We start from the raw sequence: 25691 nt of genomic DNA on the forward strand, positions 1-25691 counted from the left end.
GTTATCTCCATGCCAGGAAGCCTCCAACTCGGCACACTCTCGCACCAGCACACCAAAGGAGCACGCGTGAAGATATTGATCGTCGAGGACGAGCCCAAGACCGGGGCCTACCTGCGCCAGGGGTTGAGCGAGGCGGGCTACAGCTGCGACCTGGTGCCCAATGGCGGGGATGGACTGCACATGGCCATCCATGGCCAGTACGACTTGGTGATTCTGGATGTCATGCTGCCGGGCCTGAACGGCTGGCAGGTGCTGCAGTCCCTGCGTGACCGGGGCCTGGAAATGCCCGTGCTGTTCCTGACCGCCCGCGACCAGGTAGAGGACCGTGTCAAGGGCCTGGAGCTGGGGGCCGATGACTATCTGGTCAAGCCGTTTTCGTTTGCCGAACTGCTGGCCAGGGTGCGCATCATTCTGCGGCGCGGCCATGCCGGCAGCGAAGGCACGACACTGCGCGTAGCCGATCTGGAGCTCGATCTGCTGCGCCGCCGGGTGTCCCGCAATGGCCGGCGCGTGGACCTGACGGCCAAGGAATTTGGCCTGCTGGAGCTGCTGATGCGCCGCCATGGCGAGGTGTTGCCGCGCTCGCTCATCGCATCGCAGGTATGGGACATGAACTTCGACAGCGACACCAACGTCATCGAAGTCGCCATGCGCCGCCTGCGCGTGAAGATTGATGAAGGCCATCCGGTCAAGCTCATCCAGACCGTGCGCGGCATGGGCTATGTGCTGGATCTGCCCGAGGAGGCCTGAGTGCTGTCACGCTCCCGTTGGGGCAGGCTCCCGCTGACCCAGCGCCTGACCCTTTTCTTCACCGTGGTGGCCGCTACGGTCGTGCTCGGCCTGGGTGTCTTGTTTCTGGTCGAAACCGGACGGCATTTCGTGACGCTCGATCGCATCGCGCTGCGAGACAAGCAGCATTTGATCGAGGAAGTCCTGCGGAATGCCGATTCGAAGCAGGATGCGCGTTGGCGCCTGGGCGATGCCTTGGGCTACCACCATGGCCTCTACGCCCTGGTCAAGGATGCGCAGGGAGAGCTTGTCTTCCAATCACAAGGATTCCCCCCGGATGCGCAGAGCGCGCCGACAGGGCCTGCTAGGGGAAGCGAGTCGTTTGGCACCTGGAAGCTCGGTGGCAGCATTTTTCACACCTTGCGTTTCGAGGCCGCGCCGGCCTATTCACAGACGACGCTGCGCGTGCTGATTGCGACCGATACGGATCACCACGCGCAGTTTTTGCGAGACCTGCGGCGCGATCTGGCCCTCTATGTGGCCGCAGCCATCGTCGTGTGCGGCTTCCTGTCCTGGCTCGCTGCGCGCCAGGGACTGGCCCCGCTGCGCGAGATGCGGTCCCGCGCGGCCGCGGTCACCAGTCAGAAGCTGAGCGAACGCATGCCCGTGCAGGCCGTGCCGGTGGAGATGGCCGATTTGGCGCAAGAGCTCAACCGCATGCTGGACCGGTTGCAAGAGGATTTTCAGCGCCTGACCGATTTTTCCTCGGACCTGGCACATGAGCTGCGCACCCCTATCAGCAATTTGCTGACGCAAACCCAGGTGGCCCTGGCCAGCAAGCGCGACGCGGCGACCTACCGGGATATCCTGGCCTCCAATGCCGAGGAGTTCCAGCGCCTGGCACGCATGGTGGCCGACATGCTCTTTCTAGCCAAGACCGAGCGCGGCGTGGATCTCCCCCACAAGGAACGGTTTTCGGCCCGCCAGGACGCGTTGGCCTTGCTGGAGTTCTATGAAGCCGTCGCGGAAGAAAAGCGCATCCGGTTGCGACTGGAGGGCGATGGCGACATGGAGGGCGATCGACTGATGTTTCGCCGCGCCGTCAGCAATCTGCTGTCCAACGCACTGCGCTACACGCCTGAAGCCGGGACTATCACGGTCCACATTGCGGACACCGCGGATTCCACGGTGGTGTCCGTGGTGAACACGGGCTCCGAGATCGACCCCAAGATGCTGCCGCGGCTGTTCGACCGCTTCTACCGGGCCGATCCCGCCAGGGCGCATCCCGACTCCGAGGGCAGCGGGCTGGGACTGGCCATCACCCGTGCCATTGCCGAAGCCCACGGCGGCTGCGTCACCGTCACCTCATCCCATGGGCGTACATGCTTTGCCCTGGTGTTTCCGCATCACGCGACCCACGCCTGACGCTGGCCGCAACGAAAGCTGTCGGAGTTGTCATCCGGCTGTCTCGGTTTTGTTGGATAGGGGTTTCTACCATGAGCTCATCTCCTCAGCGCTGCACCAAAGCGCCGGAGATGTAAACCTCAGAGACTCCAAAAAGGAAATTGATCATGACTCAACGTCGCCTCTCCCTCTCCGCCGTGATCGCAAGCGTGGCCACCGTGGCGGCCTTCGGCCTGCCGGGAATGGCATCGGCGGAATACATGCACCCGGCCAACAACCAAGCTGGCGTGGTCGTTCACAACGAACATTTCAAGAGCGAAAAAACCCGCGAGCAAGTCAGGGCGGAAACCGAAGCTGCGATGCGGCAAGGCCCTTTGTCTTATGGCGAAAGCAACTTCCCGCGAGGCGCAAAAGCAGCGCCGTCGATGTCGAGCAAGACCCGCCAACAGGTGATCGACGAGATGCGCAATGAAACGCCCGCGCAACGCGAGGCACGGCAACTGCTGTACCCGGCCGGCTAAACGGAAAGCCAGCCCAACGGTATCGTTGGGCGCCCTCTCACCTAGCATGACTCCCCCATCGCCGCGCACAGACGCGGCGATTTGCTAACCTGCTGTTGACTCGCAAGCGGCTGTGAATGACCTAGACGACGAGCGCAAACACCAATACCAGCGGCAAGGCAATGAATTCCGGGGCAGACGGCGATGGAGCGTTGCCCGGGGCCGAACTCGCTTGTCGCGCTCCCGCCAGTGCCGAGCGTAAATCAGGTTTGCGTTCAAGCCATGCTGCCGTATCGGTGATGGCGCCGCTGGCCCGGGTGATGCACCCAAGTTTCTCACGCGTCATGACCGTTCCTCGGACACAGTGTCCGATGTCCATTCCTTTCTTGAGTGCGCTTGCCTGCCGAAGAATAGTTTCGGCGAACCTCTTCGGGAAGATCGTGACAAGCGGCAACGCTTGTCGCAACTGCTGCGCCCGTTGAGTGCGCCCCAATGTCTTTCTCAATGCGAGAGCCCTGTAAGTGCAGGTGACGGCATCACGAGGTAGTGCAGATGGATCCTGACATTTCGTGCAGTCATTCGCCTACTGAAAAAGACTCTGATGGCTGGGTTTAGCTCAAGATCGACTAACAATCCAATAATCATTAGAATGATTGCATGAAAAGCCGATTATTGAAAGACATGCTCTACGAACAGGTCGCCCGCATCGGCAAGTCGCTGGCCAGCCCAAAGCGACTGGAGTTGGTCGAACTGTTGGCGCAAGGCGAGAAGAGCGTCGAGACACTGGCGGCCCAGGCCGACCTGGACATGCGGCTGGCCAGCGCGCATCTCAAGGCGCTGCGCGAAGCCCGGTTGGTCGTGACCCGGCGGGAAGGCAAATACATCTACTACCGGCTCAGTGGCCCGGATGTGTCACAGCTTTGGGTGGCGATGCGGGAAACCGCCGAGGAGCACCTGCTGGAGTTGCGCCTGGCCTTGGAGCAGATGACCTCGCAGCCTGACACACTGGTTTCGGAAAGCCGGGAGAGCCTGCTGGAGAAGGCACGGCAAGGCGAAATCGTCGTGATCGACGTGCGTCCCGTCAGCGAGTTCAATGCCGGACATCTGCCTCATGCCCGCTCGCTGCCGTTGGACGAACTGGAAAGGCGGCTGGCTGAGCTGCCCATGGACCGTGCCATCGTCGCCTACTGTCGCGGACCGTTCTGCCTCATGTCCGATGAGGCGGTGGTCTTGCTGGCGGCCAAGGGCTATCGAATACGAAAAATTCGCGATGGGGTCAGTGAATGGCAGGCGGCAGGGTTTCCTGTGGAGCAGGGAGCGTGAGGAACATGAAGGGACGTGAAAGTGGCATGCCCGAGGAAACCTACTGGGCGAGCTTTTTCGACACCGAGGTCGCGGTTGAAAGGCTGTTGGGGCCAAGGGTCGATGGGAATGTAATCGAGTTCGGCAGCGGATATGGCTCGTTTACCGTACCAGCCGCCCGGCGCACGACGGGGCAAGTTACCGCGCTGGACATCGAGCCCGAAATGGTCGACTGCGTGCGGCAGAAGGCACTGGCCGGCCATCTCGACAACATCAAGGCGCAAGTGAGGGACTTTGTCGCAGATGGAGCCGAAGTGGCGACCGGTTCGCAGGCACACGCCATGATTTTCAACTTGCTGCACCTGGAGCAGCCGGTGGAACTGTTGCGCGAGGCGCGCCGGACCATGAAGGAGGGAGGCGTGCTATCGGTGATCCACTGGCGCAGCGACATCCCCACCCCGCGCGGCCCTTCCCTGTCGATCCGTCCGTCGCCCGAGCAGTGCCGGGACTGGATGGCCCAGGCCGGCTTCACCGCCATTGAAGCGGTGGACCTGCAAGGCTGCTGTCCGTATCACTTTGGCCTGCTGGCCAGGCGCTGAGCCAACACCCTAAGGAGCTGGCATGAAAACCCTGATCATTTTCAACCGCGAACCCTATGACAATACCGATGTCACCTGGAACGGCCTGCGCTTGGCAGACAAGCTGCTGGAGGCCGGCAGCGAGGTCAGACTGTTCCTGATGAACGACGCGGTGGATATGGCACGCGACGTGTGTCGTCCGCCAGAGGGCTACGACCAGGATCTCTCGAAAATGCTCAAGGACCTAATCGCGAAAGGCGTGCCTGTCAAGGTCTGCGGGACTTGCATGTCACGCTGCGGAATCTACAAGAATCATCCGTATTTCGACGGGGCGGAGCAATCCACCATGTCCGCCCTGGCCCAATGGGTCATCGAGTGCGACAAAGTGATCACCTTTTGAAAGCGTCGGCGGGCGCCGTGACGCCTTGAACCCGACAGAATACGACGCCTGGTACGACAGCCCGCGAGGGCGCTGGATTGGCCAGGCCGAGTACCGCCTGATGTGGAGCGGGTTGGGCTGTCCGGCTGCAGGGCAGTTGCTTGATGTCGGCTGTGGGACGGGCTGGTTTACCCGACGACTGGCGGCACAGTCCAGACTGCAGGTGACCGGCATCGATCTCGATGCGGAGTCACTGGCATTCGCGCGCAGTCAAGATCCCGTTTCAACTTACCGGCAGGCCGATGCGCTTGCCTTGCCCTTTGTCGACGCCAGCTTTGATCATGTGGTGTCGATGGCGGCACTGTGCTTTACCGCCGATTGGCGGCAGGCTGTTTCTGAAATGGTCCGGGTCACGCGTCAACGCTTTGCGATTGGCTTGCTGAACCGGCACAGTCTGCTATGGATCGACAAGGGGCGCCTCGGAGGCAGTGGAGCCTATCGCGGTGCGCTCTGGCTGTCGCCGGCGGAGTTTCGCCAGGCTTTCAGCGGGCTGTCGGTTGCCAACCTTTGTTTGCAAAGCGCGGTGTATTTCCCGTCGGGGAGATGGCCGGCCCGCCTCATGGAGCAGCTGATCCCTGGTGGCTTGCCGCTGGGCGGGTTCATGGTTGTGAGCGGGAGCAAGACAGTGCGCGCAGGCCATGCCTAGACGCCGGTTGCCAACAACCGATCCCGTGCTCTAGGTGTTTCAAACTTGTAGATGCCAACTCTAGCCATGTACGGTAGACAGCCCCGACTGTGATCGGCGCGATGCCAAAGGCAAACCGCATGCCAGCGGCATCCATCTTGAGGACCGAAAAGTAGGCCACCGCAAAAGGAATCAGCGTTCCCAAGTCGCCAAAGGCGCCGACCCATTCAGCCAAGTCGAACCGATTACGTGCATAGTTTTTCTCTTCATCTACAGGTTAAATCGTGAGGTCTTCGCGATTCAAGATGACAGCTTTGTCATCTTTCGGTTGCCACTACGTTCCTTTGGCGCGGCTAGAATTCGACTCAGTTCGTGATCCCGGCCACACGCGAATTGCCTACTTGGCCAAGCCGCAAATAATCTGGCATTAGCCGATAGACTGAAATTCATGCGCCGCTGGCTCATTGTCCTTGTTGCCCTGGTGATTGCGGCCCAGTTCTCCTGGGCCGTCGAGGCCACCACGACCGGCATTGACGAACTGCATAGCGCGGGCGCAGAGGTGGCACTTGCGACGTCACCATCGTCCGCGACAGATGGGTCTGACGTCGCGCAGGCCCAGGGCAACGACACGGCTCATATTTGCGACGCCAGTCATTGCCATTGCTTCCACGGTTACGCCGCAGCGGTTTCGCCGGTGCGCTGCGTCTTGGAGGCAGCACCGCCCAGTGCTCCGTGCGGAGTGCTTGCCGGTATCGGTGAGTCGCATATCCCCCCACGCCTAGAACGCCCCAATTGGCGCCGCGCCTGAGCGGCGCGCTGTCTGCAATTCGCTGACCCCGTCCGGTAGCCCGCTCCTCAGAGCGGGAAGATGCCGCGCCGAACCACACCTTGTTGTTCCCACAACCCTGGAGAGTTCGATGCAAAGCCGTCTTCGAGGCTACTGTGTACCGCTATTGCTGGCGGTAATTTGTTCCCCCTATTCATGGGCACTTGCCCAAGGCAACTCTGTCGCACCAGCCCAGGCGGTGGCGCCGAGCATTGCCGCCATCCCCGCCCTGACGCTTGGCGATGCCCTGCGGTTGGCCCTGGCGCACAACACGGAGCTCGCTAGCGCGCGCCTCGAAGTGCAGGCGATGGAGGCCGCCGAGATGCAGGCGGGTGCCAGGCCAAACCCTGAGCTCGGAGTGCTGGTCGAAGACACGCGCAACGCCACCCGAACGACGACAGTCCAATGGGCCCAGCCAATCGAGCTGGGCGGCAAGCGCACCGCCCGACTCACCGCCGCAGCACGTGCCCGCGAACAGGCACTGGTGGCGCTGCAGGCCAAGCAGGCCGGGCTGCAGGCGGCAGTGACCAGTGCCTTTTTCGAATTGCTGGGCGCCCAGGAGCAGGCGCTCCTGATGCAGGCCTCGCTGGACTTGGCGCACAACGCCAGCACCATTGCCGGCAAGCGCTTGCAGGCCGGCAAGGTGCCGCCGCTGGAACTGGCGAAGGCGCAGGTGGCCGAGGCCGGCGTGCGCGCCGAACTACTCCAGGCACGGAGCGAGCTGCAGTTGACCAGACAACGCCTGTCCATCTTCTGGGGGCAAACAACCCCCAACTTTGAGCGGGCCGATGGCAATGCCGACGCGCTACCCGCCATCCCCTCGGACCGCGAGGTGGGTGAGCGCATGGCCCAGGCGGCGGTACTGAAAGTGGCGCAACTCGATGTGGCACGACGCCAAGCGCTGACCGGCATCGAGCAGGCCAAGCGCATTCCCGATCCGACCGTCACTCTGGGAGCGAAGCGGGCTGCGGAACTGGGGCGTACACAGCTCGTCGTCGGCATATCCGTCCCGCTTCCCATCCTGGACAACAACCAGGGCAACTTGCTCGAAGCCTTGCGGCGGGAAGACCAGGCTCGGGAGACAGTGACGACAGTCCGTCTGCAGCTGCAAACCGAGGTGTCTGCGGCCCTGGAGAAGCTGCGCCTTACAAGCCAACAGGTGCAGCTGCTGCGCGGCGAAGTGCTGACTACCGCACAGGCAGCCTATGACGCAGCCGTCAAGGGTTACGCATTGGGCAAATTTGCCTTCCTCGACGTGCTGGATGCCCAGCGCACCCTGTTCCAGCTGCGCCAGCAGGTTCTGCGCAGCACGGCCGACGCCTACCGCGCCGCTGCCGACATCGATCGCCTGCTCGGTCAAGGCACCGGCGGGGTCGATCCACTCCAGGAGTAAACAATGACGAATTCAACGAAAAGCAAGAAATCGGCCATCGCCATTGCCGCCGTGCTGGTGGTGGGCCTGGCATTGGGCATCACCATTCTGCGCAGTGGCAAGGTCAACCCAGGGGGAGAAGAGCATGGCCATGCCGAGAGCGCGGCACATGCCAATGCAGAACATCCCGATCAGAAGGCCGAAGAGGGGCATGCGCATGAGGCCGGGCATGATGACAAGGAACACCGCGAGGGTGCAGGCCAAAACGCTGCCCCCGCCAAGGGGCCTCATGGCGGCAAGCTGTTCGTGCAGGACGGTTTTGGGCTTGAGCTGACCATATTCGAGACGGGTGTCGAACCCGAATTCCGTGTTTATCTGTTCAAGGATGGCAAACCCGCAGCCCCAAGCCAGGCTCAGGTCGCCGTGACCCTGGAGCGCCTGGGCCGCCCTCCGGAGCTGTTCAACCTTGCCCCACAGCAGGACTATCTCAAGGGTTCGGCCACCGTTGAGGAGCCGCACTCGTTCAAGGCCGCGATCAAGGCGCAGGCCGGCGCACAGACCTACGAATTCAAGTTCGAGCAGGTAGAAGGCCGCGTTCAGATAACGGACGAGCAACTCCAGCGCAATGGTGTCGAGCTGGGCGATGCGGGGCCCGCGCGCATCCGCAGTAGCCTGCAATTGCTTGGCGAGGTGAAGCTGAACCAGGACCGCAGCGTTTTCGTCACCCCGCGCCTGGCGGGCATCGTCGAGTCCGTACGCGCCAACGCCGGTGATCCGGTGCGCCGTGGACAGGTGTTGGCGGTGATTTCGAGCCAGGCGCTGGCCGACCAGCGCAGTGAGCTGCTGGCCGCACAGAAGCGCCTAAATCTGGCCCGAACAACCTATGAGCGCGAAAAGAAACTCTGGGAAGACAAGATCTCCGCAGAGCAAGATTACTTGACTGCACGCCAGCTCTATCAAGAGGCCGAGATCGCCACCGAAAGAGCGCGCCAAAAGCTAGCCAGCCTGGGGGCCGGTGCCACCGAGTCCACCCAGGGCCTGACGCGCTACGAAGTGCGCGCGCCGATCGACGGAGTCATCACCGACAAGAAGATCAGCGTCGGTGAGGTGCTCAAGGAGGACGGCACCATATTCCAGCTGGCCGATCTATCGACGGTGTGGGTTGAGTTGATCGTCCCGGCCAAGGATGTGGGGCGGATCAAGGTGGGCGACCAGGCCCGGGTCCAATCCGCGGCGCTGGAGGGCGAGGCGAGTGCAAAGGTGTCCTATGTGGGCGCTTTGATCGGCGAGCAGAGCCGCAATGCCACCGCCCGACTGGTGCTGGGCAATGCCAAGGGCCAATGGCGCCCGGGGCTGCCGGTGTCCGTGGACCTGACGTCGGACGAAGTCACCGTGCCGGTGGCGGTGGCTGCAGATGCGGTGCAGACACTGGGCAAAGGGCCGGTGGTGTTCGGCCGCTACGGCCAGCAGTTCGAGACGCGGCCGCTGGAGCTCGGGCGCAGCGACGGGCGCTTCACCGAGGTCGTCAAAGGCCTGTCGGCAGGCGAGCGCTACGCCGCCAAGAACAGTTTTCTGATCAAGGCCGAGCTTGGCAAGGCCGGCGCGAGCCACGACCACTGAGGAGTCAGCGATGAAGCAGATTACCGCCATCCTGCAGCCACACCGGCTGGAAAAGGTTGAAGACGCCTTGCACCGCCTGCCCCATTTCCCGGGCTTCACGATTTTGCAGGGACGTGGCCACCCGCGCGGTCATGGGCACAGCCACGCCTACGTGGCCGATGAATGGGAGCCCAACCATCATCCGCGTCTGATCCTGTCTATCTACTGCGACGACGCACAGGTCGACGAGATCGTGCACACCATTGAGCAGGCGGCCCATACCGGGCAACCGGGAGACGGTTTGATCGCCGTGACCGAGGTCATCGACATCGTGCGCATTCGCGGCGGCGAGCATGGCCGCAAAGCCGTCTGAGGCAGCACAGCACAGGACAATCCATGTTTGAAAAAATTATCCGCTTCGCCATCGAGCAGCGCTGGCTGGTGCTGCTCGCCGTGCTGGGCATGGCTGCCCTGGGAGTATTCAGTTACCAGCGCCTACCCATCGATGCCGTACCCGACATCACCAACGTACAGGTACAAATCAACACCCCCGCGCCGGGGTACTCGCCCCTGGAATCCGAGCAGCGCGTGACCTTCCCGATCGAGACGGCGATGGCTGGGCTGCCCCGGTTGGAGCAGACACGCTCGCTGTCGCGCTACGGCCTGTCGCAGGTGACCGTGGTGTTCAAGGACGGCACCGACATCTACTTTGCCCGCCAGCTCGTCAATGAGCGCATCCAGGAGGCCAAGGAGAAGCTTCCAGCGGGCCTGTCCCCCGCGCTCGGTCCGGTCGCCACGGGCCTGGGCGAAATCTACATGTGGACAGTGGAGACCAAGGAGGGCGCACTCAAGCCCGATGGCACGCCCTACACCCCGACCGACCTGCGCGAGATTCAGGACTGGATCATCAAGCCGCAGCTGCGCAACGTTCCGGGGGTGACAGAGATCAACACGATTGGCGGCTACGCCAAGGAATACCAGGTCGCACCCTTCCCCGACAAACTGGTGGCCTATGACCTGAGCATGGCCGATCTGGTGCAGGCGCTGGAGCGCAACAACGCCAATGTGGGCGCCGGCTACATCGAACGCCGTGGCGAGCAGTACCTGATCCGCGCACCCGGCCAGGTGGCTGGCATCGAAGACATCGCCAACATCGTCGTGAGCCAAGCACAAGGAGCACCGATTCGCGTGCGTGACATTGCCGAGGTCGGCATTGGCAAGGAGCTGCGCACCGGCGCCGCCACGGAAAACGGCCGCGAGGTTGTGCTGGGCACGGTCTTCATGCTGATGGGCGAGAACAGCCGCACCGTGTCGCAGGCCGTGGATAAGCGCCTGCAGGAGGTCAACAAGACCCTTCCCCCGGGCGTGATCGCCCAGACGGTCTATGACCGCACGATCCTGATCGACAAGGCCATCGCCACGGTCAAAAAGAACCTGACCGAGGGCGCGCTCCTGGTCGTGGCAATCCTGTTCCTGTTTCTCGGCAACATCCGCGCTGCCGTGATCACGGCGGCCGTGATCCCGCTGGCCATGCTGTTCACCTTCACCGGCATGGTGAGCAACAAGGTCAGCGCCAACTTGATGAGCCTGGGAGCGCTGGACTTCGGCATCATCATCGACGGCGCGGTAGTGATCGTCGAGAACTGCGTGCGGCGCCTGGCCCACGCGCAGGCGGCTGCGGGCAGGCCCCTGACCCGCCAGGAGCGTTTTCATGAGGTCTTCGCCGCCGCCCGCGAGGCGCGCAGGCCACTGGTCTACGGGCAACTGATCATCATGGTGGTCTACCTGCCGATCTTTGCCCTCAGTGGCGTCGAGGGCAAGATGTTCCACCCGATGGCCTTCACGGTGGTGGCTGCCCTGGTCGGCGCGATGATCCTCTCCGTCACCTTTATCCCCGCCGCCGTCGCGCTGCTGATCGGCAAGCATGTGGGCGAGAAGGAAAACCGCCTGATGCTGGCGGCCAAGAAGGGCTATGCGCCGATGCTGGACTGGGCGCTCGTAAATCGCCCACTAGTGGTGACGATTGCAACGGTGTCCGTCGCGTTGAGCGGGCTGCTGGCCTCGCGGATGGGCAGTGAGTTCATCCCCAGCCTCAGCGAGGGGGATGTCGCACTGCATGCCTTACGCATCCCCGGCACCAGCCTGAGCCAGGCAATCGAGATGCAGTTCGAGCTGGAACGGGTGATCAAGAAGTTCCCGGAGGTGGACAAGGTGTTCGCCAAGCTGGGCACCGCCGAGATTGCCACCGATCCGATGCCGCCGAACGTGGCCGACACATTCCTGATGCTCAAGCCGCGCACCGAGTGGCCCGACCCCAAGCGCAGCGCCGAATCGCTGGTGGCGGCCCTGCAACAGGCCGTGAACAAGGTGCCGGGCAACAACTACGAGTTCACGCAGCCCATACAGATGCGCTTCAACGAGCTGATATCGGGGGTGCGCAGCGACGTGGCCGTCAAGGTTTTTGGTGACGACATGGCCGTGATGGAGAACACGGCCGAACAGATCTCGCAGGTCCTCGAAGCTATTCCCGGGGCTGCGGACGTGAAGGTCGAACAGACCACGGGGCTGCCCATGCTGACGATGCAGATCGACCGCACCAAGCTGGCGCGACTGGGGCTGAGCCTGGATGACGTGCAAAGTACGGCAGCGACCGCCATTGGCGGCCGGGAAGCGGGTGCGCTGTTCCAGGGCGACCGCCGTTTCGACATTCTGGTGCGTCTGCCGGAATCGCAACGCAACGATATCGAGGCGCTCAAGCGCCTGCCGATCCGCCTGCCCAGCGCTGGCGGTTCGCCCGCCTATGTGAGGCTGGGCGAAGTGGCGAGCTTTGAGATCGCTCCCGGCCCCAACCAGATCAGCCGCGAGAACGGCAAACGCCGCGTCGTCGTCACCGCCAACGTGCGAGGCCGCGACATCGGCTCCTTTGTAGCCGAGGCGCATGAGCAGCTGCAGCAGAAGGTCGAGATCCCCAGCGGCTACTGGACCGCCTGGGGCGGCACCTTCGAGCAGCTGCAGTCCGCCAGCCAGCGCCTACAGATCGTCGTGCCCATTGCCTTGTTGCTGGTGTTCATGCTGCTGTTTGCGATGTTCAATAACGTCAAGGATGGGTTGCTGGTGTTTACCGGCGTGCCCTTCGCCTTGACCGGCGGCATCGTGGCGCTGTGGCTGCGCGACATACCGCTGTCGATCTCGGCAGGGGTGGGCTTCATCGCATTGTCCGGCGTGGCGGTACTGAATGGCCTGGTGATGATTTCCTTCATCCGCTCGCTCCGTGAGGAAGGACTAGGCTTGGACGAGGCAGTGCGGGAAGGCGCACTGACGCGCCTGCGGCCGGTGTTGATGACGGCCCTGGTGGCTTCCCTTGGCTTCGTGCCCATGGCCCTGGCGACCGGCACCGGCGCCGAGGTGCAGCGCCCACTGGCCACGGTCGTCATCGGCGGCATCATTTCGTCGACGGCGCTGACGCTGCTGGTGCTGCCTGTGCTCTACCGTTGGGCGCATGCCTGGCGCGGGCGGGCGCAGGATGTACCCGTCACCCACGCGCAGGCGCAGTAATAAAGCGCTTGGCGATGCTACTGCCGCGCCCACGCATGCTGTCTGGCACGATGCTGATCGTGGGCGCCAGCCTGTTCTTCGCACTCACGAGCAACATGCCCTTTCTGCGCGCCGTCCTGGCCGGCCGCAACTGGAGCGAACCGCAGACATGGCTGTTCAGCGGGGCCATGCTGGCTCTGTTGCTCGCGCTGCACATGCTGCTGCTGGGAGTGCTACTCGTGCGCCCGCTCACACGCGTGCTGCTCGGTCTGTTAATCGTCGTGACCGCGTTTGCGACCTACTACATGCAGCGTTTTGGCGTCTTTCTCGACCCAACCATGCTGCGCAATGTTGTCAAGACCGATCCGGCCGAGGCCGCTGAACTGTTCGGCTGGGGCGTGCTGCCGCACCTTTTTCTGTTCGCCGGCCTGCCGCTATTGCTTCTTTCGCGCCTGCGGCTGAGGCCTGTGACTCTGCGCCGCGCACTAGCCACCCGCCTGCTGCTGCTCGCCGGATCGGCCGTGCTTCTGCTGGCCGCGCTGCTGCTGATCTTCCAGGACTTCTCGGCCTTGATGCGCAACCAGAAAGAGCTGCGCTACCTGATTACGCCAGCGAACTACCTCTACTCGCTCGGACGTGTGTTGGCCGACGATGGTCGCGCGCTGGGAACCGCGCGGCAGGCGGTGGGTGCAGATGCTCGCCTCGACGCATCCTGGGCCAGCAGGGACAAACCGGTGCTGTTCATCGTTGCGGTGGGTGAAACAGCGCGCTCTGCCAACTGGGGGCTGAGCGACTATGCACGCCAAACGACGCCCCGATTGGCGGAACTGGATGTGCTCAATTTCCCTGACGTCACAGCCTGCGGGACAAACACGGAAACCTCGTTGCCCTGCATGTTCTCGGCGATTGGACGGCGTGACTACAACGAGACGCGCATACGCACCAGCGAGTCGCTGCTGCACGTGCTGAATCGCGCTGGCTTTCAGGTGCTTTGGCGCGACAACCAGTCTGGCTGCAAGGGTGTCTGCGATGGCCTGCCGCAGCAATTGAGTGACGCGGCGCTGACGCCGGATTTGTGTTCCGATGGGCGTTGCCTAGACGAGACCCTGCTGCGCGGTCTTGACACGGTGACGCGCGACGCCAAAGGCAACCTGGTCGTCGCGCTGCACATGTTGGGCAACCACGGACCGGCCTATCACAAGCGATATCCCGACGGGTTCCGGCGTTTCATACCGACTTGCGACACCGGTGAGCTACGCAAGTGCAACCGAGAGGAGATCATCAACGCCTACGACAACGCCCTGTCCTACACCGACGAGGTGCTGGCCAAGACGGTGGACTTCCTGCGGGCGCAGCAGTCGCGCTACGACACGGCCCTGCTCTATGTATCTGACCACGGTGAATCGCTCGGCGAAAAGGGGCTCTATCTGCACGGCGTGCCCTACGCGATAGCACCGGATGAGCAGACCAAAGTGCCGATGGTCTGGTGGTTTTCGCGCGGGTTCCTGGATAGCCTGGGACTCGACCGGAGTTGCCTGGCGGCGCAGACCGCCAAGGCCTGGAGCCATGACAACTTGTTCCATTCCGTGCTGGGCCTGCTGCGAATCGAGACCAAAGACTACGCGGCGGAGCTGGACATCTCGGGAGCGTGCCGTCGGTTGGGCCAAGCAGGCCAAAAGGATCGCGCTACTCAGGATGCACTTGCGTCCTCCCTTGGATCCCAATCATGACCATCACATCTTCCAGAACTCTAGGCCACGCTGCTCCAGCGAATGGATCTGTCGCGATCGGCCTGGGGCCGGTGCGGGCTAATGTCGCCATTGCGGCTCCAGGGAGCCATCCTCTCAACAGCAGCCATCACCCCCATGACCACTAAATTCCGCCTGGACATTCCCCTGGTGTTGCCACAGATAGACGCCGCCGAGGACGCCTGTGTCAAGCGCCTGGTCGAGGACCTGCAGGGTCGCGAGGGCATCGATGCGGTGCATGTGCGCGCCGCCGAGGCCGGAGCTTCGGCCCAACTGTGCGTTCACTACGACCCACAGGCCCTGCCACTGGCACGCATCCGCGAAATCGTTGAGGCGGCCGGCGCGCGCATTACCGAGCGCTTTGGGCACGCGCTGTGGCAGGTTGACGGCATCGGACATGCGCGCCGGGCCCGCACGGTGGCCGAGCAGCTGCGCGGCCTGCCCGGCGTGCTGGAGGCCGAGGCCAGTGCGGCGGGACAGGTGCATGTGGACTTCGACCGCCAGCTGACTTCGGAGCAATCCATCCTCGCCTCCCTGGCCGATTGGGGTGTGTGGCCGCAGGCGGAGGCAGCGCCTGAAGCAGCAGCGCCAGGCCATGGCGAGCTGGGGCATAGGCATGCACCGGGCGAACCGGACGGCCATGGGCACGCACATGGCGGTCTGCTCGGCCCCAATACTGAGATGATCTTCGCGCTGAGCTGCGGCGCGCTATTGGGCCTGGGAGTGCTAATAGAGAAGCTGGTGGCAGGGGCCACCGGCTGGCTGCCATGGGCCTGCTTCGCCCTGGCCTATGGTTTCGGTGGCTTTTTCACGCTGCGCGAGGCATTGGACAACCTCAGGCTCAAGCGTTTTGAGATCGACACCCTGATGCTGGTGGCGGCGGCCGGTGCCGCGGCCCTGGGCTCATGGGCCGAGGGTGCGCTGCTGCTGTTCCTGTTCAGCCTCGGCCATGCGCTGGAACACTACGCGATGGGCCGTGCCAAGCGCGCCATTGAGGCCCTCGCGGAACTAGCACCTGACACCGCGACGGTGCGGCGCGACGGCCAGACACGCGAGATTGCCGTGGAGGAACTGCGCGTGGGCGATATTGTTCTCGTGCGGCCAAACGAGCGCCTGTCGGCCGACGGCTTCATTGTGAAGGGAAGCTCGACGATCAACCAGGCGCCGGTGACCGGCGAGAGCATTCCGTTTGACAAGCGCCCGGTGGAGGATGCTGCGTTGGCGCGCGCTCGGCCGGATGGCGTGAAATCCGCCGCGCGCGTGTTCGCCGGCACCATCAACGGTGCGGGCGCCCTTGAAATCGAGGTGACGCGCCGCTCTACCGACTCCGCGCTGGCGCGGGTGGTCAAGATGGTCAGCGAGGCCGAGACGCGGCAGTCGCCAACCCAGCGTTTCACCGACAAGTTCGAACGCATCTTTGTGCCAGCGGTGCTGGGTCTGACATTTCTGTTGCTGTTCGCCTGGGTGGCGATTGACGAACCGTTTCGCGACAGCTTCTACCGCGCGATGGCCGTGCTGGTGGCGGCCAGCCCTTGCGCTCTGGCCATCGCCACGCCCAGCGCGGTGCTGTCGGGCATTGCCCGGGCAGCGCGCGGCGGCGTGTTGATCAAGGGCGGTGCGCCGCTGGAGGAGCTGGGCTCACTCGACGCCATGGCCTTCGACAAGACCGGAACGCTGACCGAGGGGCGTCCGCGCATCACCGATGTGGTGGCGGTGGACGGCGCAAGCGAGGAGGAACTGCTGACCGTGGCGGTGGCCGTTGAGTCGCTCAGCGATCACCCATTGGCAGCCGCGATTGCGCGCGACGGGCGCGAGCGCCTGGCGGGCCGGACGGAACCGGTCGCTGATGGCTTGCAGAACCTGATAGGCCGCGGCGTCACCGCCAGGCTGGCGGGTGAGACGGTGTGGATAGGCAAGGCCGAGATGTTCGGCGTCGAGGATGTGCCAGCCCTGGGCGCCACCGCCCAGGCCGCTGTCGCGGGCCTGCGCGAGCGCGGCCGCACCACCATGGTGGTACGCCAGGGTGCGCGCGACCTGGGTGCGATCGGTCTGCTGGACACGCCGCGCGCCGGCGCGCGCGAGGCGCTGCAGGCACTGCGCGAGCTGGGCATCAAACGCATGATCATGATTTCGGGCGACCACCAAAAGGTGGCAGACGCGGTGGCCGCTGAGGTCGGTCTCGACGAAGCCTGGGGCGACCTGATGCCCGAGGACAAGGTCGAGGCGATCCGCAAGCTGCGCCAAGAAACCAAGGTGGCGATGGTAGGTGATGGCGTCAACGATGCCCCCGCGATGGCCAACGCGACGGTCGGCATTGCCATGGGCGCCGCCGGATCGGACGTGGCGCTGGAAACGGCGGACGTGGCCTTGATGGCCGACGATCTGCGGCATCTGCCATTCGCGGTGGGCCTGAGTCGGCATACCCGCACGGTAATCCGCCAGAACGTGTTTGTCAGCCTGGGCATCGTGGCGGTATTGGTGCCCGCGACGATCATGGGCCTGGGCATCGGGGCCGCAGTGGCGGTGCATGAGGGCTCGACGCTGCTGGTCGTCTTCAACGCGCTGCGGCTGCTGGCCTACCGCGACACCACGGCGAACATGCCGCAGGGTCGGGGAGCCACATGACAGCCGCACCTTGACAGACCTTGTCCGCCAGGCGAGTGCGCATGGGCTGTGATTCACGGCGCGCTCCACCCCACATTGGGGACAGAATTTCGGATCGCCTCTTCAATATGGAACCCGACGCATGAAGTTGTTGATTGTTGAAGACGAGATCAAGCTGGCCGAATACCTGCGCAAGGGCCTGTCCGAGGAGGGCTATGTGGTGGAGGTGGCGCACAACGGTGTGGATGGTTTGCACTTGGCGATGGAAGGCGCATACGACCTGATCGTCCTGGATGGCATGTTGCCGGGCATAGACGGAATGGGGGTGCTGGCCGCACTGCGGCAATCCAGGCAAACACCCGTTTTAATGCTGACGGCGCGCATGCGTGTCGAAGACCGGGTGCGCGGCCTGAAGGCCGGGGCGGATGACTATTTGGTCAAACCCTTTGCATTTACCGAGCTGGTGGCGCGGATCGAGGTTCTGCTTAAACGCTCCCATCCGCTCCCTGCAAGTCACGAAGCACTTACGCTGGCAATAGACGATCTGCACATGGACCTGGTGCGGCGGCGTGTGGAACGGGCGGGCAAGCGTCTTAACCTGACAGCCAAGGAGTTTCAACTACTGTCTCTGCTATTGCGTAGGCAAGGTGAAGTGCTTTCACGTGCTGAAATCGCGGAGCAGGTTTGGGACGTCAATTTTGACCATGGCACCAACGTGATCGACGTCGCAATACGACGCCTGCGCGCCAAAATGGACACGCCGTTCGATCGGCCGTTGCTTCATACGGTGCGTGGCATGGGCTACGTGCTGGAGGCGCGAGCAAAATGACCCGGCATCCCATTCGCTCATTGGGGCGCCGGCTTTCGCTTTGGCTCGCACTGCAGAGCATGGTCGCCTTGGCGATGGTTTGCGTGGTTGTATACGTCACCACCCTTCTGGCCTTCGAGGCACGTCAGCGCAACGCGCTTGCAGACAAGGAGATGCAGATACGCCACCTGTTGTCCGACACTGTGGAGATGTCGGACGCAGAGGCATTGAGCCATAGGCTCGACGACTTTTTGATTGGCCACCAGGACATGAAGCTGACGCTGAGGCGCGCCGACGGCACACGGTTTTATGGCGCCATCGCAACTGTGCCGAATCATGCCGATGCGAATCTGCGCGTGCTGAAGTTTGCCGTGGCCGCGCCCACCGTCGATAGTGCGCCCCTGCATGCCGAACTCAGGCTGGATACGCGTGACGATCGACTCCTTCTGTCTCGTATTGGTTTGACGCTGCTGGCAGTGGCCCTGATTGGAGTGGCGGTGATATCGGCCAGTGGGTATGCCCTCGTAAAACGAGGACTACGGCCAGTGCGCGACCTGGTCGCGCAGACACGGCAGCTGGCTGCAGATACCTTGCACAAGAGGCTGGATGGATTGGCGCAACCCGAGGAGCTGGAGCCCCTGGTGGAGCAGTTCAATGCGCTGCTGGCGCGCCTTGAACGCGCCTACGACCAGATGGAAGGATTCAATGCGGATGTCGCGCACGAGCTTTGTACGCCGCTGGCCACCATGGTCAGTGGCACAGAGCTGGCTCTGCGCAAGGTCCGAAGTGCCGAAGAGCTGCAGGACGTTCTGGGTTCCAACTTGGAGGAATTGCACCGCATTACCGACATAGTGCAGGGCATGTTGTTTTTGTCCCAGGCCGATCGGGGTGCACTTGCACGCCGTGTACCAGTGTTCAGCATGGCCGCACTGACCCAAAAAATCACCGACTACCACGAGGGGGAACTGGCTGATGCGGATCTGCGCCTGGAAATTGTTGGCGATGCGCAAGGGGAGTTTGACGATGCGCTGTTGCAGCGTGCGATCTCCAACCTGCTGTCAAATGCGACACGGTATGCGCAGCCACAAACTACGGTTCGTGTAGAAATCCAGGAACTGGACGGTCGGGTGCGCCTGCAGGTCATCAATCTCGGTGGCACCATTGCTCCAGAACACCTTCCACGCCTTTTTGATCGCTTCTACCGAGCCGACCCATCTCGCAGCTACGCCGTCCGCAACCATGGGCTCGGCCTGGCCATCGTCGCGGCTATTGCGCGCATGCATGGCGGTGAACCACTGGCCGACTCGAAAGACGGTGTGACGACGATTGGTTTCAGCATGTTGAGCAATGGCAGGCGAGACGGTCCAATCAGTCAGGAAACAGTAACGTAAATAAGTGGGTGTGATGATCCATCTGTAGCCGACGAATTCCACGTTTGACCAACTCCCTATCAGTCGAATAGCTGGGCGGCCTGCAAAATGCTTTCAGTGCCTGACCATCATTTCATCGAACTTGGCCCGAGAACTGCGAATCTAGGGGCAATCTGCTGACGGAACCCAGGCGCCAGTCGACGTAACCATCTCGTCACCCATGCGGATGTCGATGGTGGATATCTGGAAAATGCGGATGGCTGTGGGTGACCGGCAGATGGCGGTGCCAGTGCTCGTGCGGTTCGCGCCCATCCCAATCAGGGCCATGCTCGTGCAGGTGGTGCTCGTCGTGTACGTGGCGATGGCTGTGCTCCAGCGGCTCGTGGGTGTGCTGGTGCTCGTGACGCTCTGTCAGGTGCAACCAGACGCCAAACGCCATCAGTGCGCACGCTGGCCAGAACAGTAGCGTTGGTGTTTCACCCAGAAAGACCAGCGCCGCCGCCGCCCCGACGAACGGAGCTGTGGAAAAATAGGCCCCTGTGCGCGCCGCACCCAGACCGCGCAGTGCCAGCACGAACAGCACCAGGCTGATGCCGTAGCCGAACCAGCCGACCACCATAGCCGAAGCCACGGTGCCCCAGGCAGGAAGCGCCGTCCCCATCGACAGTGCCACTGCGCAATTCACGAGCCCGGCAATCAGACCCTTGGCTCCGGCAACGAACAAGGCGTCCGTGGTCGAAACCTTGCGTGTCAGGTTGTTGTCGATGGCCCAGCACAGGCATGCCAACGCGATGGCCCCAGGGCCAAGCCAATTCCCGCTAGCTGCCACGCGTTGATCCGGCCAGGACAGGAGCACCCCGCCGACCACGATGACGGCCATGCCGACGACGATGCGACGATCGGCGTTCTCCTTAAACACCAACCAGGCCAGTACGGCGGTCAGGACGGATTCAAGGTTGAGCAGCAGCGAGGCGTCGGACGCTTTGGTGTGCACCAGACCGAACATCAGCGCGATCGGACCCAGGACGCCGCCGAAGAAGATCGCCCCCAGCAGCCAGGGCCACTGGCCGCGCTCAAGGCCCGAAGCCGCCCAACGCCGATCCCGCAGGAGCCGGATGACTGCCAGGCCGATGCCGCTGCCCAGATAAAGCAGCCCGCCCAGTAGCACCGGAGAAACCAGACCCACCAGCAGCTTGGCCAGCGGGGTGCTGGCGCCAAACAGGGCGGCAGCCAGCAGGGCGTGGAGGACACTGATGTTCATGGATGACCATATTGTGTGCATTATGGCTATATGCCACGGCCACTAATTGCAAGGCGACGCGCTACCCGTCGGCGACTGACCATCACATAGGCGTACATGATTTGCCCTGGTGTTTCCGCATCGCGCGATCCAGGCATGACGTATGTCGCAACGAAAGCTGTCGAAGATGTCATCCGGCTGTCTAGCTTTTGTTGGGTAGGGGTTTCTACCATGAACACATCTCCTCAGCGCTGTACCAAAGCGCTGGAGATGCAAACCTCAGAGACTCCAAAAGGAAATTGATCATGACTCAACGTCGCCTCTCCCTCTCCGCCGTGATCGCAAGCGTGGCCGCCGTCACAGCCTTCGGCCTGCCGGGAATGGCATCGGCGGAATATATGCACTCGGCCAACAACGAAACTGGCGTGGTCGTTCACCCGGAACACTTCAAGAGCGAAAAAACCCGCGAGCAGGTCAGGGCGGAAGCCGAAGCCGCGATGCGACAAGGCCGTCTGTCTTATGGCGAAAGCAACTACCCTGTAGGAGCAGAAGCCGCACCGGCGACGTCGAGCAAAACCCGCCAACAGGTGGTCGACGAGCTGCGCAATGAGAATGCCGCGCAACGTGAAGCACGGCGGCTGCTGTACACGGCCGGTTGATCGGACAACCCGCCCGACGATATCGTCGGGCGCCCCCATGGTCGCGCATGACACCCCATCGCCGCGCGCCGTCGCGGCGATTTGCTTTCTGAATCGCCTTTCGCTCAAGGACTTTCACGGTGCCAGATTCAACCACTGTCGGCAGTAGCGTATCGGCGTAACACCGAGATGAGCGATTGTCGCCGGGTCAGTCTGAATCGCCCCGGGTTTTCTAGACACCTCTGAGCCTCAAACCTGAGGCCCAATAGGAGGTGCCATGAGCAAGCAGAGATACCCCGAAGAATTCAAGATCGAAGCGGTCAAGCAGATCACCGAACGAGGCCACAAGGTGGCCGACGTGTCGGCCAGGCTTGGCGTCAGCCAGCACAGTCTGTATCAATGGATCAAAGTCAAGCAGATGTCGCCTGACCAGCGCCAAGCGCAGTGCTCGCAAGCCGACGAGATGCGCCGCCTGAAGGCCGAGCTCAAGCGTGTGACCGAGGAGCGCGACATCTTAAAAAAGGCCGCAGCGTACTTTGCCAAGCAGTCCGGGTGAAGTACGCATTTATCGAGCGGCATGAACACGAGCACAGCGTGCGCCGCATGTGCAAGATCATGACGGTGCACCCCAGCGGCTACTACGCCTGGAAGGCCGATCCGGTGAGCCCACGCGCCCAGGACGATCAACGGGTGCTGGGCCTGCTCAAGCACGCGTGGTTGGAGAGCGGCGGCGTGTACGGCTACCGCAAGCTCACCCTGGACATGCGCGATCTAGGCGAGTCCTGCGGCAAGCACCGCGTGGCCCGATTGCTCAAACTCGAAGGACTGCGCTCGCAGACCGGCTACCGCCGTCGCCCTGGCATGCGTGGTGGCAAGCCCGCGGTCGTCGCGCCCAACCACCTGCAGCGCCAGTTCTCCGTGGCGCAGCCCAATCAATCCTGGGTGACCGACATCACCTACATCCGCACCCATGAGGGCTGGCTGTACCTGGCCGTGGTGGTCGATCTGTTCTCGCGTCAGGTGGTCGGCTGGTCAATGGGTAGCCGCATCGATACCGGGCTGGCGCTCGATGCGCTGGTGATGGCCTTGTGGCGTCGTCGACCCGAGCAGCCAGTCACAGTGCATTCGGATCAAGGCAGTCAATTCACTGGGCATGACTGGCAGGACTTCCTACGCGACCACAAGCTGATCTGCAGCATGAGCCGTCGCGGCAACTGCCACGACAACGCCGTGGCCGAGAGCTTCTTCCAGTTGCTCAAGCGCGAACGCATCCGCCGCCAGATCTATCCGACCCGCGATGACGCGAGAGCCGATGTCTTCAACTACATCGAGATGTTCTACAACCCTAAGCGCCGCCATGGCACTGCCGGAGATACTTCGCCGGTAGAGTTCGAGAGACGCCATTCCCAACGGCTCAAAAGTGTCTAGGGAATCCGGGGCGATTCATTCTACCATGAACACATCTCCTCAGCTCTGTACCAAAGCGCTGGAGATGCAAACCTCAGAGACTCCAAAAAGGATATTGATCATGACTCAACGTCGCCTGTCCCTCTCCGCCGTGATCGCCAGCGTGGCCGCCGTGGTGGCCTTCGGCCTGCCGGGAATGGCATCGGCGGAATACATGCATCCCGCCAACAACCAAGCTGGCGTGGTCGTTCACCCGGAACACTTCAAAAGCGAAAAGACCCGCGAGCAAGTCAGGGCGGAAACCGAAGCCGCGATGCGACAAGGCCGTTTGTCTTACGGCCAAAGCAACTTCCCGCGAGGTGCAGAAGCCGCACCGGTGACGTCGAACAAGACCCGCCAACAGGTGATCGATGAGATGCGCAATGAGACCGCCGCACAACGCGAAGCACGGCGTCTGCTGTACTCCGGCGGCTGATAGAACAATCAGTCCGACGATATCGCCGGGCGCCCATGGTCTCGCATGACACCCCATCGCCGCGCGCTGTCGCAGCGATAAGCGACAGGACGGGGCCGGGGGATCAAGGGGTTATCTCACTCCAGCCTAGTGTCCTGTCCCGCTGATACGTGAGCAAAGTCGATGCAGCTTTTCGAGGATGGAATCGGCGGTGGCGGTCCACTTGAACGGCTGGCAGTTCGTGTTGTAGGCCGCGACGAAGTGGTCGATGCGCTGCACGAGCTGTTTGACGCTGGTGAACGAACCGCGCCGAATGGCTTTGTCGGTAATCAGCGCAAAGAAGCGCTCGACCTGATTGAGCCAGGAGCTGTAGGTCGGGATGAAGTGCATGTGCCAACGGGGCCGCGCTGTCAGCCAGTCCTTGATCTTCGGATGGTTGTGGGTGGCGTAGTTGTCGCAGATGCAGTGAATGTCCAGCTCGGCGGGGACGGCCTTGTCGATCTCGCGCAGGAAAGACAAGAATTCCTGATGCCGATGGCGCGGCTTGCACGCGGCCAGCACCGCGCCGTTGAGCACGTTCAGGGCTGCAAACAGTGTGGTCGTGCCATGGCGCTTGTAGTCGTGGGTCACGCCCTCGACATAGCCAAATCCCATGGGCAGCATTGGCTGGGTACGCTCCAACGCCTGGCACTGACTCTTCTCGTCCACGCAGATCACCAAGGCGTTGTCCGGCGGACTCAGGTACAGCCCGACCACATCGCGCAGCTTCTCGATGAAGAACGGGTCGGTGGAGAGCTTGAAGCTCTCGCTGCGGTGCGGTTGCAGGCCAAAGAGCTGGAAGTAGCGCGCCACGCTGCTCTTGGAGATGCCGGTCTCGGCGGCCACGGTGCGCACGCTCCAATGCGTCGAGCCGTTGGCTGGCTTGGTGTGCAACGTCGTCTTGATCAAATGCGCCACGCGTTCGTCGTCAATCGTGCGCGGCTTGCCCGGTCGAACATCGTCGTACAGACCCGCGATGCGTCGTTCGATGAAACGCGCGCGCCACTTGCCCACGGTGGCCTTGGTCAGAGCCAAGCGCTCGGAAATCGTGCTGTTGGGCTCACCATCGGCGCTGCTCAGGACGATGCGTGCCCGTGCGCTCAAGGCTGCAGGCAGCGAGCGGCTGCGCGCAAACGACTGCAGCGCCGAAGCGACCGAGGCCGAACTGCACGCGTTTGAGGCCAGGCCATGGGGGCAAAAATTCCCGACTGTCGTCAGCGCCTGGCGCAGGGCCACTGGAAATCAGCGATGAACCAATTCGCGATCCTCTACGAAGACCGGTTCACAAAATCGAGCACGTAAGATAGTCAACCAGCTTCACGAAATCGGTGAAGGTTCAATGAGCCTCACACACGGAAATTCGGACACTCCCGTTGGTCATTTCAGAGGTCCGGCGCGCCTCTGGGCCACCGAGATCATGGAAAAGATCGCCGATTAGACGCAGGCTTTTTGCGCGAGGCCGCCCGACTACAACGCCGCACTCGTGAACGCGCGTGTGGCGCTCGAGACGCTTGCGGCAGACGGTGGGTCATCGCTGTCAGCTCGCACTGGTACAACTCGCCGTACTCTCCTTGATGCAGGCTGCGACTTGTCCAGCCAGAACCGTCCATCGTGAAGTTCTCTCAAGCCCGATTGGGCGGAAAAGTCCTTGCTATACCTACTGCAAACAATTCACTGCGTCTCAAGAAGTCGCATCTACACACTGGGGTGGTAGCGGATGTCGAAAACAAAAGAGCCACCCGAAGGCGGCTCTTTTTCCTTCTGAATCAATGACTTAGAAGGTCGTTTATGGCGGAGTGGACGGGACTCGAACCCGCGACCCCCGGCGTGACAGGCCGGTATTCTAACCGACTGAACTACCACTCCGCGTCGGTGTGACTTTTGCCCTGCTGCTAATGCAACCGAGCCAAGTGCCACAAAACTTGGCGACCCTACGGGGATTCGAACCCCGGTACTCACCGTGAAAGGGTGATGTCCTAGGCCTCTAGACGATAGGGTCAAAACCTAGAAACTTGCAAACCAACAAATCTTGGTGGAGGTAAGCGGGATCGAACCGCTGACCTCTTGCATGCCATGCAAGCGCTCTCCCAGCTGAGCTATACCCCCAAGATGGCGGAGTGGACGGGACTCGAACCCGCGACCCCCGGCGTGACAGGCCGGTATTCTAACCGACTGAACTACCACTCCGCGTCGGTAGCTGCTTGCATTCTTGCGAATCAAGTGCAGCCAAACTTGGCGACCCTACGGGGATTCGAACCCCGGTACTCACCGTGAAAGGGTGATGTCCTAGGCCTCTAGACGATAGGGTCAAAACCTAAGAACTTCCGTTCAAATCATCAGGTGGTGGAGGTAAGCGGGATCGAACCGCTGACCTCTTGCATGCCATGCAAGCGCTCTCCCAGCTGAGCTATACCCCCTTTGACTTCGACATTTAATTTCTTATCTGTCGTCATCACCTGAGCCTTGAATTATAGA

The 25691-nt window shown here is 62.4% G+C and carries 21 protein-coding genes and 6 tRNA genes; 18 read left to right on the forward strand and 9 right to left on the reverse strand.

What is annotated here, in order from left to right:
• Positions 1-66: 66 nt before the first annotated feature.
• From DTPSY_RS11015 to DTPSY_RS11025, 3 genes are all read left to right on the forward strand, one after another.
• A complete protein-coding gene (locus DTPSY_RS11015; RefSeq protein ID WP_015913649.1) occupies positions 67-750 on the forward strand; it encodes a heavy metal response regulator transcription factor in 684 nt (227 codons plus the stop codon).
• A complete protein-coding gene (locus DTPSY_RS11020; RefSeq protein ID WP_015913650.1) occupies positions 751-2154 on the forward strand; it encodes a heavy metal sensor histidine kinase in 1404 nt (467 codons plus the stop codon). It begins immediately after the preceding gene.
• 146 nt (positions 2155-2300) lie between these two features.
• Positions 2301-2654: a DUF4148 domain-containing protein gene (locus DTPSY_RS11025; protein ID WP_013722702.1), complete on the forward strand. Its 354-nt coding sequence runs from the start codon at positions 2301-2303 to the stop codon at positions 2652-2654.
• Between the two features lie 121 nt (positions 2655-2775).
• On the opposite strand, the gene DTPSY_RS18565 is transcribed toward DTPSY_RS11025, so the two are convergent.
• On the reverse strand, positions 2776-3138 hold the full coding sequence (locus DTPSY_RS18565) for a hypothetical protein (RefSeq protein ID WP_187148578.1): 363 nt from the start codon (positions 3136-3138) through the stop codon (positions 2776-2778).
• A 152-nt stretch (positions 3139-3290) separates the two neighbouring features.
• Here DTPSY_RS18565 and DTPSY_RS11030 point away from each other — a divergent pair, with 152 nt between their 5' ends.
• From DTPSY_RS11030 to DTPSY_RS11085, 12 genes are all read left to right on the forward strand, one after another.
• The gene (locus tag DTPSY_RS11030) at positions 3291-3956 is read left to right on the forward strand and encodes an ArsR/SmtB family transcription factor (protein WP_013722703.1); all 666 of its coding nucleotides are present in this window, start codon (positions 3291-3293) and stop codon (positions 3954-3956) included.
• Between the two features lie 26 nt (positions 3957-3982).
• A complete protein-coding gene (locus tag DTPSY_RS11035) occupies positions 3983-4534 on the forward strand; it encodes a class I SAM-dependent methyltransferase (RefSeq protein WP_238526530.1) in 552 nt (183 codons plus the stop codon).
• A 22-nt stretch (positions 4535-4556) separates the two neighbouring features.
• Entirely contained in the window at positions 4557-4913 is a 357-nt protein-coding gene (locus DTPSY_RS11040; protein ID WP_013722705.1) for a DsrE/DsrF/TusD sulfur relay family protein, read from the forward strand.
• 25 nt (positions 4914-4938) lie between these two features.
• Positions 4939-5598, forward strand: coding sequence for a class I SAM-dependent methyltransferase (locus tag DTPSY_RS11045; RefSeq protein WP_013722706.1), 660 nt, complete (start codon positions 4939-4941; stop codon positions 5596-5598).
• Between the two features lie 896 nt (positions 5599-6494).
• Complete coding sequence (locus tag DTPSY_RS11050) at positions 6495-7796, forward strand: TolC family protein (protein WP_015913651.1); 1302 nt, start codon at positions 6495-6497, stop codon at positions 7794-7796.
• A 3-nt stretch (positions 7797-7799) separates the two neighbouring features.
• Entirely contained in the window at positions 7800-9395 is a 1596-nt protein-coding gene (locus tag DTPSY_RS11055; protein WP_015913652.1) for an efflux RND transporter periplasmic adaptor subunit, read from the forward strand.
• A 10-nt stretch (positions 9396-9405) separates the two neighbouring features.
• On the forward strand, positions 9406-9747 hold the full coding sequence (locus tag DTPSY_RS11060) for a P-II family nitrogen regulator (RefSeq protein ID WP_015913653.1): 342 nt from the start codon (positions 9406-9408) through the stop codon (positions 9745-9747).
• Positions 9748-9770: 23 nt separating this feature from the next.
• Entirely contained in the window at positions 9771-12929 is a 3159-nt protein-coding gene (locus DTPSY_RS11065; protein ID WP_015913654.1) for an efflux RND transporter permease subunit, read from the forward strand.
• 50 nt (positions 12930-12979) lie between these two features.
• A complete protein-coding gene (locus tag DTPSY_RS11070) occupies positions 12980-14638 on the forward strand; it encodes a phosphoethanolamine transferase (RefSeq protein WP_238526531.1) in 1659 nt (552 codons plus the stop codon).
• 135 nt (positions 14639-14773) lie between these two features.
• On the forward strand, positions 14774-17281 hold the full coding sequence (locus DTPSY_RS11075; RefSeq protein ID WP_015913656.1) for a heavy metal translocating P-type ATPase: 2508 nt from the start codon (positions 14774-14776) through the stop codon (positions 17279-17281).
• 121 nt (positions 17282-17402) lie between these two features.
• A complete protein-coding gene (locus DTPSY_RS11080; RefSeq protein WP_013722712.1) occupies positions 17403-18089 on the forward strand; it encodes a heavy metal response regulator transcription factor in 687 nt (228 codons plus the stop codon).
• On the forward strand, positions 18086-19459 hold the full coding sequence (locus DTPSY_RS11085; RefSeq protein ID WP_015913657.1) for a heavy metal sensor histidine kinase: 1374 nt from the start codon (positions 18086-18088) through the stop codon (positions 19457-19459). Before DTPSY_RS11080 ends, DTPSY_RS11085 begins: the two co-directional genes overlap by 4 nt.
• 193 nt (positions 19460-19652) lie before the next feature.
• Here the strand turns inward: DTPSY_RS11085 and DTPSY_RS11090 are convergent, their stop codons facing one another.
• Positions 19653-20699, reverse strand: coding sequence for a DMT family transporter (locus DTPSY_RS11090; protein ID WP_013722714.1), 1047 nt, complete (start codon positions 20697-20699; stop codon positions 19653-19655).
• 284 nt (positions 20700-20983) lie between these two features.
• On the opposite strand from DTPSY_RS11090, the gene DTPSY_RS11095 reads away from it, so the two are divergent.
• From DTPSY_RS11095 to DTPSY_RS11110, 3 genes are all read left to right on the forward strand, one after another.
• Entirely contained in the window at positions 20984-21337 is a 354-nt protein-coding gene (locus DTPSY_RS11095; RefSeq protein WP_013722715.1) for a DUF4148 domain-containing protein, read from the forward strand.
• Between the two features lie 256 nt (positions 21338-21593).
• Positions 21594-22744, forward strand: a protein-coding gene (locus DTPSY_RS11105) for an IS3 family transposase (protein ID WP_085945350.1) whose coding sequence is annotated in 2 segments (ribosomal slippage) — positions 21594-21840 and positions 21840-22744 — 1152 coding nt in all. Because the reading frame shifts where the segments join, the coding sequence is not laid out codon by codon here.
• A 100-nt stretch (positions 22745-22844) separates the two neighbouring features.
• A complete protein-coding gene (locus DTPSY_RS11110; protein WP_013722716.1) occupies positions 22845-23198 on the forward strand; it encodes a DUF4148 domain-containing protein in 354 nt (117 codons plus the stop codon).
• 126 nt (positions 23199-23324) lie between these two features.
• Here DTPSY_RS11110 and DTPSY_RS11115 read toward each other — a convergent pair whose 3' ends face one another.
• The 7 genes from DTPSY_RS11115 to DTPSY_RS11145 form a co-directional block, all read right to left on the reverse strand.
• Entirely contained in the window at positions 23325-24401 is a 1077-nt protein-coding gene (locus tag DTPSY_RS11115; protein ID WP_081471095.1) for an IS630 family transposase, read from the reverse strand.
• A 604-nt stretch (positions 24402-25005) separates the two neighbouring features.
• Positions 25006-25082, reverse strand: a tRNA-Asp gene (locus DTPSY_RS11120).
• A 57-nt stretch (positions 25083-25139) separates the two neighbouring features.
• Positions 25140-25215 (reverse strand) — tRNA-Glu (locus DTPSY_RS11125).
• Between the two features lie 31 nt (positions 25216-25246).
• Positions 25247-25322, reverse strand: a tRNA-Ala gene (locus DTPSY_RS11130).
• Positions 25323-25326: 4 nt separating this feature from the next.
• Positions 25327-25403, reverse strand: a tRNA-Asp gene (locus tag DTPSY_RS11135).
• Between the two features lie 46 nt (positions 25404-25449).
• Positions 25450-25525 (reverse strand) — tRNA-Glu (locus tag DTPSY_RS11140).
• A 32-nt stretch (positions 25526-25557) separates the two neighbouring features.
• Positions 25558-25633 (reverse strand) — tRNA-Ala (locus tag DTPSY_RS11145).
• Positions 25634-25691: the final 58 nt, after the last annotated feature.

This window comes from [Acidovorax] ebreus TPSY, from assembly GCF_000022305.1.
Classification (GTDB): Bacteria; Pseudomonadota; Gammaproteobacteria; order Burkholderiales; family Burkholderiaceae_C; genus Diaphorobacter; species Diaphorobacter nitroreducens.

Bases quoted from the DNA above. Each gene is read 5' to 3' on its own strand.
- DTPSY_RS11025 (WP_013722702.1), top strand. From the start codon at position 2,301: ATGACTCAACGTCGCCTCTCCCTCTCCGCCGTGATCGCAAGCGTGGCC.
- DTPSY_RS11030 (WP_013722703.1), top strand. From the start codon at position 3,291: ATGAAAAGCCGATTATTGAAAGACATGCTCTACGAACAGGTCGCCCGC.
- DTPSY_RS11035 (WP_238526530.1), top strand. From the start codon at position 3,983: ATGCCCGAGGAAACCTACTGGGCGAGCTTTTTCGACACCGAGGTCGCG.
- DTPSY_RS11040 (WP_013722705.1), top strand. From the start codon at position 4,557: ATGAAAACCCTGATCATTTTCAACCGCGAACCCTATGACAATACCGAT.
- DTPSY_RS11050 (WP_015913651.1), top strand. From the start codon at position 6,495: ATGCAAAGCCGTCTTCGAGGCTACTGTGTACCGCTATTGCTGGCGGTA.
- DTPSY_RS11055 (WP_015913652.1), top strand. From the start codon at position 7,800: ATGACGAATTCAACGAAAAGCAAGAAATCGGCCATCGCCATTGCCGCC.
- DTPSY_RS11060 (WP_015913653.1), top strand. From the start codon at position 9,406: ATGAAGCAGATTACCGCCATCCTGCAGCCACACCGGCTGGAAAAGGTT.
- DTPSY_RS11065 (WP_015913654.1), top strand. From the start codon at position 9,771: ATGTTTGAAAAAATTATCCGCTTCGCCATCGAGCAGCGCTGGCTGGTG.
- DTPSY_RS11070 (WP_238526531.1), top strand. From the start codon at position 12,980: ATGCTGATCGTGGGCGCCAGCCTGTTCTTCGCACTCACGAGCAACATG.
- DTPSY_RS11075 (WP_015913656.1), top strand. From the start codon at position 14,774: ATGACCACTAAATTCCGCCTGGACATTCCCCTGGTGTTGCCACAGATA.
- DTPSY_RS11080 (WP_013722712.1), top strand. From the start codon at position 17,403: ATGAAGTTGTTGATTGTTGAAGACGAGATCAAGCTGGCCGAATACCTG.
- DTPSY_RS11085 (WP_015913657.1), top strand. From the start codon at position 18,086: ATGACCCGGCATCCCATTCGCTCATTGGGGCGCCGGCTTTCGCTTTGG.
- DTPSY_RS11090 (WP_013722714.1), bottom strand. From the start codon at position 20,699: ATGAACATCAGTGTCCTCCACGCCCTGCTGGCTGCCGCCCTGTTTGGC.
- DTPSY_RS11095 (WP_013722715.1), top strand. From the start codon at position 20,984: ATGACTCAACGTCGCCTCTCCCTCTCCGCCGTGATCGCAAGCGTGGCC.
- DTPSY_RS11110 (WP_013722716.1), top strand. From the start codon at position 22,845: ATGACTCAACGTCGCCTGTCCCTCTCCGCCGTGATCGCCAGCGTGGCC.